The 15,122-nt window shown below is 58.6% G+C and carries 13 protein-coding genes; 8 read left to right on the top strand and 5 right to left on the bottom strand.

The annotated features are described in order from the left end of the window. The 3 genes from EDF70_RS22395 to EDF70_RS22405 form a co-directional block, all read right to left on the bottom strand. Positions 1–750 carry an amino acid ABC transporter permease gene (locus tag EDF70_RS22395; RefSeq protein WP_132278112.1) on the bottom strand — a complete coding sequence of 250 codons (750 nt, stop codon included), beginning with the start codon at positions 748–750 and terminating at the stop codon, positions 1–3. 75 nt (positions 751–825) lie between these two features. Continuing rightward, entirely contained in the window at positions 826–1,731 is a 906-nt protein-coding gene (locus EDF70_RS22400; RefSeq protein WP_207908291.1) for a transporter substrate-binding domain-containing protein, read from the bottom strand. 226 nt (positions 1,732–1,957) lie between these two features. Further along, on the bottom strand, positions 1,958–2,644 hold the full coding sequence (locus EDF70_RS22405; protein WP_207908292.1) for a GntR family transcriptional regulator: 687 nt from the start codon (positions 2,642–2,644) through the stop codon (positions 1,958–1,960). Between the two features lie 254 nt (positions 2,645–2,898). On the opposite strand from EDF70_RS22405, the gene EDF70_RS22410 reads away from it, so the two are divergent. The 3 genes from EDF70_RS22410 (at position 2,899) to EDF70_RS22420 (ending at position 8,082) form a co-directional block, all read left to right on the top strand. Continuing rightward, positions 2,899–3,945 (top strand): LacI family DNA-binding transcriptional regulator, encoded by a 1,047-nt coding sequence (locus EDF70_RS22410; RefSeq protein ID WP_132278116.1) that lies wholly within the window; start codon positions 2,899–2,901, stop codon positions 3,943–3,945. 210 nt (positions 3,946–4,155) lie between these two features. Then, positions 4,156–6,399 carry a glycoside hydrolase family 2 TIM barrel-domain containing protein gene (locus EDF70_RS22415; protein WP_132278118.1) on the top strand — a complete coding sequence of 748 codons (2,244 nt, stop codon included), beginning with the start codon at positions 4,156–4,158 and terminating at the stop codon, positions 6,397–6,399. Positions 6,400–6,552: 153 nt separating this feature from the next. Further along, the gene (locus tag EDF70_RS22420) at positions 6,553–8,082 is read left to right on the top strand and encodes an ABC transporter substrate-binding protein (RefSeq protein ID WP_132278120.1); all 1,530 of its coding nucleotides are present in this window, start codon (positions 6,553–6,555) and stop codon (positions 8,080–8,082) included. 75 nt (positions 8,083–8,157) lie between these two features. Here the strand turns inward: EDF70_RS22420 and EDF70_RS22425 are convergent, their stop codons facing one another. Both EDF70_RS22425 and EDF70_RS22430 read right to left on the bottom strand, forming a co-directional pair. Next, positions 8,158–9,003 carry a TetR/AcrR family transcriptional regulator gene (locus EDF70_RS22425; RefSeq protein WP_348639731.1) on the bottom strand — a complete coding sequence of 282 codons (846 nt, stop codon included), beginning with the start codon at positions 9,001–9,003 and terminating at the stop codon, positions 8,158–8,160. Between the two features lie 216 nt (positions 9,004–9,219). Further along, positions 9,220–9,897 carry a TetR family transcriptional regulator gene (locus EDF70_RS22430; RefSeq protein WP_165932100.1) on the bottom strand — a complete coding sequence of 226 codons (678 nt, stop codon included), beginning with the start codon at positions 9,895–9,897 and terminating at the stop codon, positions 9,220–9,222. Positions 9,898–10,065: 168 nt separating this feature from the next. Here EDF70_RS22430 and EDF70_RS22435 point away from each other — a divergent pair, with 168 nt between their 5' ends. The 5 genes from EDF70_RS22435 to EDF70_RS22455 all read left to right on the top strand — a co-directional run bounded on the left by EDF70_RS22435 (position 10,066) and on the right by EDF70_RS22455 (position 15,057). Further along, positions 10,066–10,983, top strand: a complete 918-nt coding sequence (locus EDF70_RS22435; protein ID WP_132278124.1) for a polysaccharide deacetylase — start codon at positions 10,066–10,068, stop codon at positions 10,981–10,983. Beyond that, a complete protein-coding gene (locus EDF70_RS22440; protein ID WP_132278126.1) occupies positions 10,983–11,912 on the top strand; it encodes a polysaccharide deacetylase in 930 nt (309 codons plus the stop codon). Before EDF70_RS22435 ends, EDF70_RS22440 begins: the two co-directional genes overlap by 1 nt. A gap of 75 nt (positions 11,913–11,987) precedes the next feature. Beyond that, on the top strand, positions 11,988–13,370 hold the full coding sequence (locus EDF70_RS22445) for an MFS transporter (RefSeq protein WP_207908293.1): 1,383 nt from the start codon (positions 11,988–11,990) through the stop codon (positions 13,368–13,370). Positions 13,371–13,375: 5 nt separating this feature from the next. Next, positions 13,376–14,851, top strand: coding sequence for an amidase (locus tag EDF70_RS22450; protein ID WP_207908294.1), 1,476 nt, complete (start codon positions 13,376–13,378; stop codon positions 14,849–14,851). Positions 14,852–14,856: 5 nt separating this feature from the next. Continuing rightward, on the top strand, positions 14,857–15,057 hold the full coding sequence (locus tag EDF70_RS22455) for a hypothetical protein (RefSeq protein WP_132278130.1): 201 nt from the start codon (positions 14,857–14,859) through the stop codon (positions 15,055–15,057). Positions 15,058–15,122: the final 65 nt, after the last annotated feature.

Consider the following 15,122-nt stretch of genomic DNA (forward strand, 5'->3'; position numbering starts at 1 on the left):
TCAGCGTCCCTTCACGGCGTTGCGGCGGTTGCCATAGCCCGGCACGACGGCCAACCCCTCGACAGCCCGCATGGCGAAGACGATGACGAGATTGAGAGCCAGATAAAGCGTCGTCGCGGCGGTGAACGCTTCGAAGATCTGAAAGCTGTTTTCCTGCATGGCGCGGGCGGCGCCGGTCAGTTCCATCAGCCCGATGGCGAGCGCAACGGACGTGTTCTTGGTGCAACTGAGGAATTCGGAGGTGATGGCCGGCACCACGATGCGGTATGCCATGGGCAGAAGCACATAGGCATAGGTCTGCGGCAAAGTCAGGCCGAGCGCCTGTCCGGCCATCTTCTGGCCTTTGGACAGACTTTCGAGACCAGCGCGAACGACTTCCGCGACGCGCGCCGCGTGATAGCAGCCCAAACAGATGACGGCCGTGTAGAACTGCGCGTTCGGCAATTGCTTCATCCACATTCCGGCATCGCGCGGAAGGATTTCGGGCAGGACGAAATACCAGAGGAACATCTGCACGAGCAGCGGGATGTTGCGGAAGATCTCGACGAAGGTGGTCGCGCTCCGCTGCATCCACGGAGAGGGCGCCGTGCGTCCCACGCCGACGACCGACCCGAGCACGAGCGCGATCGCAAAAGCGCAGAGCGCGGTGGCGATGGTCCAGCCCAGCCCCCAGAACAGTGTCGTCAGATAGGTGTTTGTCCCGTCGAGCGAGGGCTCGAAGAAGATCCACCAATTCCAGTTGTAATTCATTGCCGTATCCGTCACTCGCAGGCTGGATGACGACCCGGCCTGTTGCCGGGCCGGATCGTCACATCGTTCTGTCGCTTAGCGATAGAGATCCGGGTTCGGATCGTCGGTCGGGTTGGCGATGACGTTCTTGAGCTGGGCGGACATCGGGAAGTTCATGTTGATGCCACGTGGGGGGATAGGCTGGGTGAACCACTTGTCATAGATCGCGTTGATCTCGCCGCTCTTGTAGAGACCTTCCAGCGTTGCGTTGACGAGGCTCTTGAACGCATCATCGTTGCGACGAAGCATGATGCCGTAAGGCTCGACCGAAAGCGGGTCGGTCGACATCTGATAATCGGCGGGTGCTTTCGAGGTCGCAGCTGCACCGGCGATAGAGACGTCGTCGAAGATCAGGGCCACGGCGCGATCGGTTTCGAGCGTCAGCATGCCCTCAGCCAGATCCTTGGCAGACAGGATGGTAAGGCCGAGGCCGTCGGCGGTATTTGCGGCATTGATGACCTTGACGCTGGTGGTCCCGGCAAGCGTGACGACCGTCCTGCCCTTGGCATCGGCCATGCTGGCGATCGGAGCGTTTTTCTTCGACAGAATGCGAACGCCAGCGACGAAATTGGTGGTCGAGAACGTGACCTGTTTCTGGCGGTCGGCATTGTTGGTGGTGGTGCCGCATTCCATGTCAATCGTGCCGTTGGCCAGCAGCGGAATGCGCGTCGTGCCGGTAACAGGCATGTAGGAGACCTTGATGTCGGGCTTGCCCAGCTTGGTTTTGACCGCCTCCACGACCTGCGCGCAGAGGTCCATCGCATAACCGATCGGCTTCTGCTGGTCGTCGTAATAGGAGAATGGCACGGAGCCGTCGCGGTGACCGACGACGATCTCGCCGCGCTCCGCGATCTTGGCAAGCGTGCCGCTGTCCTGGGCTGTTGCCGTTGCCGCGGACATCATTACGGCAAGAAATGAAAGCGTCAGTTTCTTCATTGTCATCCCCTTTTGTTGGAAGCCCGATGGACCTGACTGGCCGGCTAGAAGCGGTGGCCCGGACATTCGAGGAGAAAATGACGAGAGCGAGCAAACCGGTCAACAGAAATTGCATAATGAATAATGAATTCATTTTTTGAGATCGTTTTATGGGCAGATTGTCGCCGAATGCCTGTATGATGTGCTGTCCAAGACGATTTTTTGGGCGCCCGAGCCGCGCTGGGTCTGACGATTAGATATCGGACACGACCACCTCGCCGAGATCCTTCACGGAGTGACGCACCATTTCGGCAGTGTTCATCACATGCCGTCGCATCACTTCGGACAGTCGTATCTTGTCGCGTGCGGCAAGCGCCGAGATGATATTTTCATGGTCATCGACAGCCTGCCGCCAGTCCTGTGGGCGCTGGCGCACGGTATGGCGAATGTTGCGGATCTTCAGTTCCAGATTGCCATACAGTGTCGTCAGTGACGTGTTTTGCGCGGCCTCGAAAATCGCGAAATGGATGAGCCTGTTGAGGCGTGAATACTCCAGCCGCTCAGCCCGCTCGTAAGCCGCAATCATGGCCACATGCAGTGCCTGGATGTTTGCCAGTTGTTCCGGTGAGATGGTTTCACACGCCAGTTCGCCGGCAAGCGCTTCTAGGCTTGCTATGATCGGAAACAGTTCATGCAGTTCCTCGTCGGAGATCATCACCACGCGGGCGCCGCGCTGGGGCAAAAGTTCGATCATGCCCTCTGCAGCCAAAGCCTTCAGCGCCTCGCGCAGTGGCGTGCGGGATATGTCGAACAGCAGACAAAGGTCACGCTCGGAAATCTTCGCGCCCGGCTCCAGCTGCCCATCGACAATCATGCCGCGCAGGTGGTCGACAATTTCGCTATGGAGCGTTTTGCGCCGGATCGGTCTGACATCTGCCACAGCGAAGGTCTCCTGTCGGGATACATTTCACCTGCTCTAACGCTCGCGGCCAAGTGTGGCAACATTGGCGCGGCCATGTCCCGCCGCGGGCTCATCCGGAAACATCCGCGCAAACATCTGCCACGTCTTGGTCTTTTCCTGGGACGGTTGGCCAAGCTGGCAGACAATCGTCAAGCCACGCGTTATCACCTCGCCAGCAGATTAAACGTTTACTAAACATTGTTGATGCAGGAACATTCAGGTGGGGGGCAGACATGGTTACCATCAAGGAAATCGCAAACGCCGTCGGCGTGTCATCCGGCACGGTTTCACGCGTCCTGAATTATGATCCGACCTTGTCTGTTTCCGCCACCAAACGTCAGGCGATTATCGAGGCGGCCGAAGCGCTCAACTACGAGACGCCCCGCAATCGCAATCGCGGGAATGGGTCTTCCCATGCGGGTGGCCCATCGCTTTCACGCCTCGTCCTGGTGCATTTCCTGGAATCGACAGAGGAATTGGCCGATCCCTATTACGTCGGCGTCCGTCTCGGCATCGAGAATCGCTGTAAGGATATGGGCACCGAGATCGCCAAGATCTATCACGGTGAACAATTGCCAGATCAGATCCTCCTGCAGGGCGCGTCGGGCGTGATTGCCATCGGCCAGCACAAGCAGAACGAAATTGACTGGCTGCAGAATAATTGCCGCAACATCGTCTTCGCCGATTTCAAACCCAGGCGTAATGACCTGGATTGTGTATACAGCGATCTGAACGAATCCACACATATGCTGCTTGATGACATCGCAGCACTTGGTTACAGCCGCATCGGGTTCATTGGCATCAGTGGACCCGCCGATGGGCTATCTATCCCCCGTTACGGCACGCGCGGTCAAGCTTACGTCGATTGGCATAAGCGCCGGGGTCTGTTTTCTCCCGAACTCCTGATGCTGGGGGATGTCGCCGACACCGGGCAAAATCTTCGCCTTGAAGCCGGCTATTCTCTCGCAAAACACGTCCTTCAACAGGGGACGAGGCCGGACATCGTCGTTGTCGCCAACGACAATATGGCAATCGGCGCGTACCGGGCGTTTCAGGAGGCCGGTCTTTCGATCCCGGATGATATCGCCGTCGTGTCGTTTAACGACATTCCTGTGGCGCAGTTTCTCAATCCTCCCCTCTCCAGTGTGCGCATTCGGGGAGAGCATATCGGCGAGGCAGCTGTTGAGCTGCTGGTCGAACGCCTTGCTGGCAGGGATTACACCAAACGCGTCATCATCCCCACTCGCATGATTTGGCGAGAAAGCTGCCGCCATCCATAACTGTGATTACCAGTTCGGTCCGGACTTTGTCTCCGAAGTAAATATTTACTAAAATATCTTGTTGTTTTTTCTTGTTGCGATAGTCTGCCCTGGTCCCGGCGGATGACCAGTGCTGCCACACTGTAGCTGTCTGGAGTCACTTCGCTGTTTTGGCGACTGGGATTCGACCGCCGCGCCGTATGGCAGGCGTTTACGCAAGCAGGTTTTTTGATGCGCTCCATTTATCTCTTGAACGACGACTGGATTTTTCGTGAAGGTTTCGATCAGTCATTTCCTACCGGTCTTATTTCGGGCGAGAGCGTTCGCCTACCGCATAATGCCTGCGATCTGCCGCTCAACTACTTTGACGAGAAGGCCTATCAGCAGCGCTATACCTACCAGCGTTATTTCGCCTGGCGGCCTGAATTCGCCGGCCGGGATGTCTCCATCGTCTTCGATGGCGCCATGGCCGATGCTGTCGTTTGGGTAAATGGTGTTGAGGTCGTCGCCCACAAGGACGGATATACACCGTTCGAAGCGCGGCTGACCGGTCACCTGATCGAAGGCAACAATCTGATCACCGTACGTATCGACGGGGCGGAAAACCCGCTTATCCCGCCCTTTGGCGGTCGCATCGATTACCTGACCTATGCCGGCATCTATCGCGATGCATGGCTGAAGGTGACGAGTCCGGTGTCCATCGAGAACATGAAAATCGAAACACCGGTTGTTTTGGACACCAAAAAGACGGTGACTGTGAGGATCGATCTTCGTGCCCCGACGGATAGCGTCGTCGATGGCACACTGACGGTTTCCTTGAAGGGAGTAGCGGGTGACGTCGTCGCTTCTATCGATCAGGCGGTGAGCACCACCTCGGAAACGGTCTCTTTCGTCAATATTCCTGGCCTGTCATTGTGGGAACTGGACAATCCTGTTCTTTACGAGGTCGAGGTTGTCCTCTCTACCGCCAGCGGCACCGACAATATGTCGTCGCGTTTCGGATTCCGCACGGCGGATTTCACGCCGGAAGGTTTTTTCCTGAATGGAAAGTTGCTCAAGATCCGCGGGCTGAACCGCCACCAAAGCCTGCCTTATGTCGGATACGCGATGGGCCGCCGCGCGCATGAGCGTGACGCCGAGATCCTCAAATACGAATTGAAATGCAATCTGGTGCGCACCTCGCATTACCCGCAATCGCCGTGGTTTCTCGATCATTGCGATCGGATAGGGCTTCTGGTTTTCGAGGAGATCCCTGGCTGGCAGCATATCGGCGGCGAGGAATGGCAGGTCGAAAGCGTGCGCAATGCGGAGCGCATGATCCGCCGCGACTGGAACCACCCCTCGATCGTCATCTGGGGCGTGCGTATCAACGAGTCGCCGGACAATCATGCGTTTTATGCTGAGACCAACAAGGTCGCGCGGGCGCTCGACCCGACCCGCCAGACTGGCGGTGTGCGCTGCATCACCGACAGCGAATTTCTCGAAGACGTCTACACGATGAACGATTTCGTGCTGGGTTCTGAAGAATTGGCCGGTGCAAATCACGGCCGTATTGCCCTGCGCGATCAGCGGGAATGCACAGGGCTGGAGAAAAAGGTGCCATACCTCGTCACCGAATTCGGTGGCCATATGTATCCAACCAAACGCCACGATCAGGAACAGCGACAGGGCGAGCATTCGATCCGGCATCTTGAGGTTCTCGATGCCATGTACGGCGATCCGTCGATATCCGGCGCGATCGGCTGGTGCATGTTCGATTACAATACCCATAAGGATTTTGGTTCCGGCGATCGCATTTGTCACCATGGCGTTCTGGACATTTTTCGTGAGCCGAAATTTGCTGCCTATGCCTACAAAAGCCAGTGCGATCCCTCTGACGAGATCGTCATGAAGCCTGTTTCGGTCTGGTCGCGGGGGGAGCGCGATATCGGCGGCATCCTACCGTTTATCGTTTTGACCAATTGCGACGAGGTTGAGATCTCCTACGGATCCGTGCGCAAACGTGTCGGCCCGGACCGTGAACGTTTTCTGCATCTGCCGCACCCACCCGTCGTTATCGACCACCGGCATTTTTCAAAAGACGAACTCGGCATGTGGGGCATGGCACTGCAGCATGGAGAGCTGCGTGGTTTCATCGATGGCCGCGAGGTTGCGTATTTGAGGCTGCTGGCCAATCCGGTTCCAACTCTGCTTGAGGTCGTGGCCGACGAGCATACCTTGCCGGCTGCCACCAAGGATCAGGTCCGCGTCATCGTCCGCGCGCTCGATCAGGCCGGCAATATCCTGCCCTATCTCGATGAGCCCGTGAATGTCACCGTCTCCGGCGCGGCCCGGTTGCTAGGACCCGAAACGATCGTGCTGAATGGTGGCACCGTCGGATTCTGGCTGGAATCGACGGGGCAGGCGGGTGAGGTGGCGGTGACGGTTTCGTCGCCGCGGTTTGAGCCACAACAGCTGTCTCTCGTCACCATCTGACCGGGAAAGGTGGACAAGCATGCGCCGAACCGGTGTGCGGCGACTTCCCATGAATACGACCAGACCGGAATGACAAGGTCTGGCGAAGGAACGGCAGTCCAAATGGCAATGCCGAAATTACAGAGCCATGGAACTACAAACAGGGGAACGTTCATGAAGATCAGACTTGCATTTCTTGTGTCGACCGCGCTCATTGCAGCGAGCAGCATGGCCTTCGGTGCCGGGACCGGTGGCGTCATAGATGTCGCTACCATCGGCGAGCCGCCGACACTCGATCCGATGGCGTCGACAGTGGACATCGTCGGCATGACGACGCAGCATATTTTCGAAACGCTTTTCACCTTCGACGAGCAATGGAACGTTGTGCCGCTTCTGGCGGAAACGATGCCGGCCATCTCCGATGGCGGCAAGATCTATGATATCGCCCTGCGTCAGGGGATCAAATTTCACGATGGGTCAACGATGACATCCGCCGATGTTGTCGCCTCGATCGAGCGCTGGATCGCGATTGCCTCGCGCGGCAAGCAGGTAGCGGCCTATATCGACAGCGTGAGGGCGCAGGGCGACAATGCCATCCGCATCACGATGAAGAAGCCCTATGCGCCGCTTCTGTCGCTTCTTGCTTTCAACAATTCTGCAGCAGTTATCATTCCTAAAGCCAATCTCGCCGATCCGCTGACAAAGATCATCGGTAGCGGGCCGTATATGCTGAAGGAGCGCAAGGCCGACCAGTATATCCAGGTGGTGCGCTTCGATGGCTACACGCCCCGCAAGGAAGCCGCGAACGGTCTGGGCGGAGCCCGAAAGGCAATCCTCGACGAAATCCGTTTCGTGCCCGTTCCGGATGCCAATACCCGTCTGGAGGGCGCGATTTCCGGGCAGTTCGACTACGCCGACTCGCTGGCGCCTGAGGGGTACGGCCGGCTGAGCGCGTCCACGGCATCCGACCCCGTCGTGCTGAAGCCCTTTGGTACGCCGATTTTGCAGATGAACACCAAACAGGGGGTGCTGAGCACGAAAGAATTGCGACAGGCCGTTCAGGTTGCGCTCAATCCCGAAGACATGTTGCTGGCCGCTTTCGGTAATCCGGAGTTCTTCACGGCGACGGGTGCCTATTATCCCGAGGGGTATGCCTGGCACACGGACGCCGGCGTTGCCCGATACGGTACAGGCGATCCGGAAGCCGCTGCCGAGTTGATGAAGCAAGGCGGCTATGACGGCAGGCCGATCCGCATCCTGACAAGCCGCCAATACGAGTTCCATTACAAGATGGCCCAAGTCGCCGCCGAGTATCTAAAGGCATCAGGGTTCAAGGTCGAGCTGGAGGTTTTCGACTGGGCGACGCTTACCACCCGCCGTGCCGATCCGGCGCTCTGGGATATTTTCATCACCCATGGTCCATTCCCGCCGGAACCCGCATTGAACGGTTGGATGTCCGACAGCTATCCTGGCTGGTGGGCAACACCGGGCAAGGCGAAGGTCATTGAACCTTTTCTGACGGAATCCGATCCGGAAAAGCGCAAGGCGCTTTGGGCAGATGTGCAGACGACCTTCTACGAGGAGGCGCCTGTCTTCAAGGTTGGAGATTTCAATGCCCTGGCCTCCAAGGGAAAGATGCTTCAAGGCCTGCATGCGTCTCCATGGCCATATTTCTGGAATGTCAGTACCAACAAGAAGCACTAGTTCGACTGCAGGCTGGCGGGAGGCGGTAACGGCACATTCGTGCCGAAATCGAAGCCCGCACGGCTTCCAATCAACTCAGCAGTCAGCTGCTTGATTGCTACGCTCGGATAGCAACGTCGCGCGGATACCTGCTATGACTTGATCGACGACCCGCTCTAATTCGTCACGTGTCGCACCGTCTCGAGCCTGCACGGAAAGGCCCTGCAGGACGGTCACGAGATAACGTGCGAGAGTCTCAGCGCGAGCTGTATCGATCCAGCGAAGCAGGGCTTGGGAGATTGAGTGCCGCATATCATCCCGCCGCGCGGTCAAGTCCCTCGCCAGCTCGGAATGTGCTGGCGCACTTTGCAGCATTCCACTCGACACCATACAGCCTCGTTCCCCCTCAATTGATGTCACAGCGTCGACTGCATTGCGCAGAATGGTTTCGACAGCTTGTGGTATATCTGTCGCGAGGCCGAGATCGGTCAGTGCGCCCTGCATCCGGAAGTAATGGTCCAGCGCCTCACGGTACAGTCCTGCTTTGCTGCCGAACGCGGCGTAGAGACTCGGCGGAGCAATGCCGATTGCCGAGGTCAGGTCGTTGAGCGACACCCCCTCGTAGCCGTTGCGCCAGAACAGGCGCATGGCGGTATCGACCGCCTCGTTCCTGTCAAAGGTGCGGGGACCGCCGCGCCGCTTCCGAACAATCTTATCCATAGTGATCACTAAAGGGCAGTTGACATCAAAAAGCAAGTCGCCGATTTTTAGCGATCGATACGAATAATGTGATGGCCGTCGCACTCGATTCCAGCTTCGAGGACAAGTCTCTACAGAAAAGCATTTTTTTAGAATGAAATTCAACAAGCTAATCGGACTGGCGTGCGCGCTGAGCGTGGCGGTTCTGGCGGTATTTTCGGCCTCGGTTGTAGATGCTGCCAATGAGAACTATGGTTCCTCCCATCAAGAGCTAAGCCGTCATCGGTGCGAGTGGTCGGTCTGTGGCGGCTTCGTTGTCACTGCGGGAAGCGCATCTGTGGTTGACCAAATCATCCCCCTGCACCCGAGCTTATCGATATATCGAATGCAACCGGCCACGCGCCAGGGTAGCAGGTTCGCCCAAGCAGGCAGACTAGGCGCGTCTATATTCGTTTGGCCTCAGAGAGGCTTTCCGAAGCCGCGCAGTATGACTGCAATTACGCGCTCTACCGCGCTTTTGTTGAGTTCGAACCGAGGTGTTTGCGGCAAGGTTTCACCGGGTGGCGTCATCAGTTGTTCGAAGCGACGCGAGACGGGATCGAGGTTCGCTAGAAGATGGACGGACGTGCCACGGGCGAACTCGTAATTCCAGATGACATCTTCCAGGTCGAGTTCAGGAAAGGTTTTCTGCATCGCGTTGATAAAGCGATGTGCAGCATGGCTGTTGATCGTGAAATTGTTATATCCGGCGCGGGCATCGACGCGCATCTGGAAAACGTTTCGAACGTAAAGGCTGCCGCCGTCGTTGGACCGGGAGGCGGTCAGGATCGGCTCTATCAGAGCCTCGAGGATCTGGCGGGGTGTCAGAGCCGTGCCACCCGCTGCCTCTTCCATTTCGGCAAGGCGTAAAAGGCGCTGCTGATTGACGTCGCCGGTGATCTCCTGCGTGGCAAGACGGACAAGCGCATCCTTCGACTGAAAATAATAATTGACCGCTGCCGTATTGGCGCCAGACGCCTCGGTGATGTCGCGCACGGTCGTACCCTTGGGGCCTTTGCGCGCGACGAGTTCTTTGGCAACGCTCAGGATCGCATCGCGCGTTTCGCTCGGTCGCCTCGTCGCGTCTTCTTCGTCCATGAAGGTCTCCATCCCTGTCTCCTCTGTCTTCTTTGTTAAGGGATGCTCTAGCGAAAAAAACAGGCTTGCACCAGCAGATGTTTGAATATAACGTTCAAAACAAATGTTTCAACAATATGTTTGATGCAAGCATGTTGTCCAAGAGGCTGGGAACGTGACGGGAAAAACATGATGGAAGCAAGCGTCGATACGGGACAGTATCGGTATGCGCCGATGCGGGGCAGGCCGAAAATTTCCATGCCGGGCGGAGCGCGCCTCGCCTTCTGGCTGGCGCCGAACATCGAGCACTACGAATGGCAGCCGCCAATCAATCCCAATCGCTATCCGTTCCGTACCCTGCCGGACGTTCTCTACTATTCGTCGCGTGATTACGGTAACCGCATCGGCTTCCGCCGTCTTGCAGACGAGATGGCCAAGCGCGACATTCGCGGATCGGTCTCGCTTTCGGTGGCCGTGTGCGACCACTATCCGGACATCATCCAGCGCTGTAACGATCTCGGCTGGGAGCTGTTCAGCCATGGGGTCTACAACAGTCGCTATTTCTACGGCATGACGCCGGAAGAGCAGCGCCAGGTGGTCATCGACTCCCGCGAAACGCTGGCAAAGGTCGGTCAGCGGCTGGACGGCTGGCTGACGCCGGCCATCACGCCGAGTCTCGAAACCCAGGAGATCCTGGCGCAGGAAGGCATTCGCTACACGCTCGACTATTTCCATGACGAGCAGCCGATGCCGCTGAACCTGAAAAGCGGCAAACTGATTTCGGTGCCATATTCCATCGAGATGAACGACATTCCGATGGTCGCCTGGAATAATACGTCGGTGGACGAAATGTTCGTTTCACTAAAGGCGCAGTTTGACAGGCTTTATATCGAAGGCGCCGACAGCGCCCGCGTCATGTGCTTTGCGATCCATCCTCTGGTTCTGGGGCATCCGCACCGCATCGACGCATTCGCCGAATTCCTTGATTACGTCAAATCGCATGATCAGGTCTGGTATCCGACGGCGCGCGAAATCGCCGACTGGTATTACGAGAACCATTACGATTGGATGTCCGCCTGGCTTTCCGGGCTTGAGGGAGAGCAGTGATGATCCATCCGACCGGTCCCGCCTATCTCGAAACGCCGCTGCGCCGCCACCGGCAGATGGACCAGGATTTTTACGCCTGGCGCGACACCTGGAGCGAGCGCAGGCTTGAATGGTCTGGCGACACCACGCTCGGTGTCTGGATCCAGATCGCCGTCGAGTGGTTTCCGCTCAATATCTCCGGCAAGCCTTTCCTGCCGGTCGGTGCACCGAACCGGGCCTGGCCGGACACGCAGACCTATACCCAGCGCGATTACGGTCACCGTATCGGCATCTACCGGATGATGGATGCGCTGAAGGCAAGGGGCGTGAGCGTGAGCGCGTTCCTCAATGCCCGTGTGGCACAGCGTTATCCGATCCTGATGCGCGAGATTTTAGGCGAAGGCTGGGAAATCGTGGCGGCGAGCCTTGATGCCGGTTCGATCCACCACGAAGGACTGGACGAAAAAACCGAAGCCGAGATGATCGCCGAGACACTGGCCATCTTCGATGGCTTCGGTGTGACGCCGGTCGCCTGGCATTCGCCGTCGTGGTCGCAATCGACGCGCACGCCGCGTCTTTTGCTCGAAGCGGGCATGACGGCAATGGCCGATTGGGTCAATGACGAAGTGCCCTATCGTTTCGATACCGGTGCTGGTTCCATCATCGCTCTGCCCTCCACGATGGAGCTTTCCGACCGTGAGATGCTTGCCGTGCGCAAGCAGCCTCTCAAGGATGTGGAAACAAGCTTTGTGGCAGCGGCCAGGCGTCTGGCGAAAGAGGCGAAGGAAAGCGGTCATGGCCGCCTTCTGACGATCAATCTTTCGCCCTGGATCATGGGGCAACCTTACAGAATAGCCGCCTTCGAACGGATACTTGACGAAATTTTCGCGATCGAGGGCGCCAGGAGCGTCACCGTTCCCGAAATTATCGAGGCGACGATCGGGCTTTAACGCCCGACCATTACGCCACGCAACGGATAGATTCAGATGGTCTCAACGCCTCGCCTTTCAGGGGAGCGCAGCCTCATGCTGCTGTCCCTTTCGATTTCGGCCGCCTTTCTGATGGAAGGGCTCGACAGCACGATCATGGTCTCGGCAATCCCGGCGATTGCCGCGGACTTCGGTATCGAGCCTCTGCGCATCAATCTGGCGCTGTCTATCTATCTGGTGACGCTGGCGGCCGTGATCCCGGCAAGCGCATGGCTGGCCGATCGTTTCGGCGCGAAACGCATCTTCCTGTGGGCGATGGGCGCATTCATGCTGATGTCGGTGGGCGCTGCACTGGCGCAGGACCTGCCGACGCTTGTCGCGATGCGCGCATTGCAGGCGGTGGCCGGCGCTCTGATGACGCCGATCGGACGTTTGCTTCTCATTCGCGCCGCGCCGAAGGATCAATTGGCCTCGGCGATCGCCTGGATGTCGACGCCGGCACTGATCGGTCCGGTGCTCGGTCCGTTGATCGGCGGCTATGTGGTAACCTACCTGTCCTGGCAGTGGATCTTCTTTGTGAAAATGCCCTTCGGCATTGTCGGCATGTTTTTCGCGGCGCGGCTGCTGCCGCCCGACGAGCCGGGAGAACGCTACAATTTTGATCTCTGGGGCTTCGTGGTCTGTGCCGCGTTTCTCGGCGCGGCACAGCTGTTGCTCGATCAGCTGGTTCACGTCTTCCTGCCGATGCCTGTCATCATTGCCATGGTGGCACTCCTGCCGGCTTGTGCGTTCTCCTATGCGCGCCATATGCGCCGCCGCGCAGCGCCGGCGCTCGACCTGACGCTCTTGAAGCTGCGTCTGTTCCGGGTCGGTTTCTTTGGCGGAGGGCTGTCGCGCCTTGGCTTCAATGCCCTGCCTTTTCTGTTCCAGCTGCAATTGCAGATCGGTTTTGGCTGGAGCGCTGCGGATGCCGGTTGGGTTGTCTTTATTGTCGCCGCAAGCGCGATTGCTCTCAAACCCATGATGCGGAGGGTGCTGGCGCAATTCGGTTTCAAGGTGACGCTGTTTGGCAACGCCATGCTGGGTGCAGTGATGATCGCGCTGATCGGCCTGATCGGACCGGATACACCAATTGCGATCACCGTCTGCGTCGTCTTCCTGTTCGGCGTCGTGCGCTCGCTTCAGTTCAACACGACCAACACGCTGTTGTTCGCCGACATTCCAAGAGTGCGGCAAAGCGCCAGTACTTCGCTTGGCGGCGTCGGCCAGCAATTGTCGATGGGCCTCGGCATCTCCGTTGCGGCGGTGCTGGTGGCGCAGATCCAGGCGATGGGCGTGAGTGTGCCCGCGCAGGCGATCTCGGCTTCGATCTTCATCATTGCCGGCCTGACTGCGGTGTCCGGCCTGTTCTTCCTCGGATTACAACATGCCGATGGCGCTGACGTCAGCCGCCACAAGGCATACAGTGCAAGGAGCTGACGCAAATGCAAAATGAAGAAGAGATGGGAGCTTTGGCAGAGGCAGGCACGGATCCTGCCGCGCTGTCGGTGGCTGAAGCATCGCGGCGGATTGCCCGTGGCGAGATCACGCCATCGGCGCTGCTGGATGCCGTGTTTGCCCGCATCGACGCTGTTGACAGCGTGATCCATTCCTATCTGCGTATGGATCGGGATGCCGCGCGCAAACACGCTGCCGCATCGGACGAGCGGGCGGCAAACGGTACGCTCCTTGGGCCGCTCGACGGCATTCCGTTTGCGGTCAAGGACAACATCTATACGGCTGGGCTGGAAACGACCGGCGGCTCGCGTGTGCCGCAGCACCACGATCCCGACATGACGGCGACGCTGGTGACACGGCTGGAAGCGGCCGGCGCCATTCTCGTCGGCAAGCTGAATACCTGGGAATACGGCACCGGCACCGGTGCCGTACACTTCGACCTTGATGCGCCGCCGAGCCGCAACCCCTGGAATGTCGCGCATTTTACCGGCGGATCTTCGACCGGCTCGGCTGCAGCCGTTGCGGCCGGTACCGCGTTGTTTGCAATCGGCACAGACACTGGTGGCTCTGTGCGCCTCCCGGCCGCCGCCTGCGGTCTGGTCGGGCTGAAGGCGACCTTCGGTCGCATCAGCCGTCATGGCGTGATGCCGAACTGCTGGAGTTTCGATACGCCCGGCCCGCTGGCGCTGAGCACTGAAGATACGGCGCTCATCTATGATACGATTGCCGGGTTCGACGACGGCGATCCGGTCAGTCTTTCCGCGCCGGTGGAGCCGACATTGCCGGGCCTGAAAAACGGAGTCAAAGGCCTGAAGGTCGGCTTCGTGCGCAATCTCGATCCGGGTGGCGCGGCGCCGGAGCCGGCCATTCTCGATGCGCTCTCCAAAAGTGCTGCGGCGTTTGCCGAGCTTGGCGCCGAAGTGATCGAAATCGACCTGCCGATCGCGCCATCCGAATATCGCGCCATCGCCATGCCGATCAATCGCGCGGAAAGTTTTTCCATTCACGAGCGCGACTATCTGGAGCATCGGCATCTTATGGGCCGTTCGCTGCGCGAAAAGCTCGACATGGGAATGTATCTGCGGGCCGCGGACTATCTGGCTGCACTGCGCCAGCGGCGTGCGCTTGTTGCCCGCACGGATGAGATTTTTGCGGAAGTCGATGTCCTCCTGTTGCCGATGACCTACCGGGTGGCGCCGCCTATTCACGATAATCCGGCGGTGGTTTCCTATACGGCGGGTTCTGCCGGCAGCCCGTTCTCGCTGTCCGGGCATCCGGCGCTGGCACTGCCAGCAGGATTTTCGCCGGAGGGCTTGCCGCTGTCCGTGCAGCTGGCGGCCGGTTTCAAGAATGAGGCGCTGCTGATGCGGGCGGCATGGGCGCTGGAACAGGTTTTGACCCCCAACCCGATGCGGGCAGAGCCACAGCATATTCTTTCAACCGCCGCCAGGGCAGGGGAGTAAGTCGCATGTCTCAGGATACCACGGATTTGAGCCTTGCCGTGCAGGCCCTCTGGACCGCTTGCGGCGAGACGGCGCCGGCCGGCGATGAACTGGCCGCAGCCGCGACTACCTTTCGCAAGGCGCTCGAAGTGGGGCGCAAGATCCCACGCGTCACGGATAAAACCTTCCAGCCGCTGGTCGGACCGCGCCGCGATCTGGAACTCTAAAAAATAACAAAAGACGGATGAAACATCCATTTGAAATGTCCATTCGAATTCTGTAGCCTGTCTAA

The organism is Neorhizobium sp. JUb45, from assembly GCF_004343585.1.
Lineage (GTDB): Bacteria > Pseudomonadota > Alphaproteobacteria > Rhizobiales > Rhizobiaceae > Neorhizobium.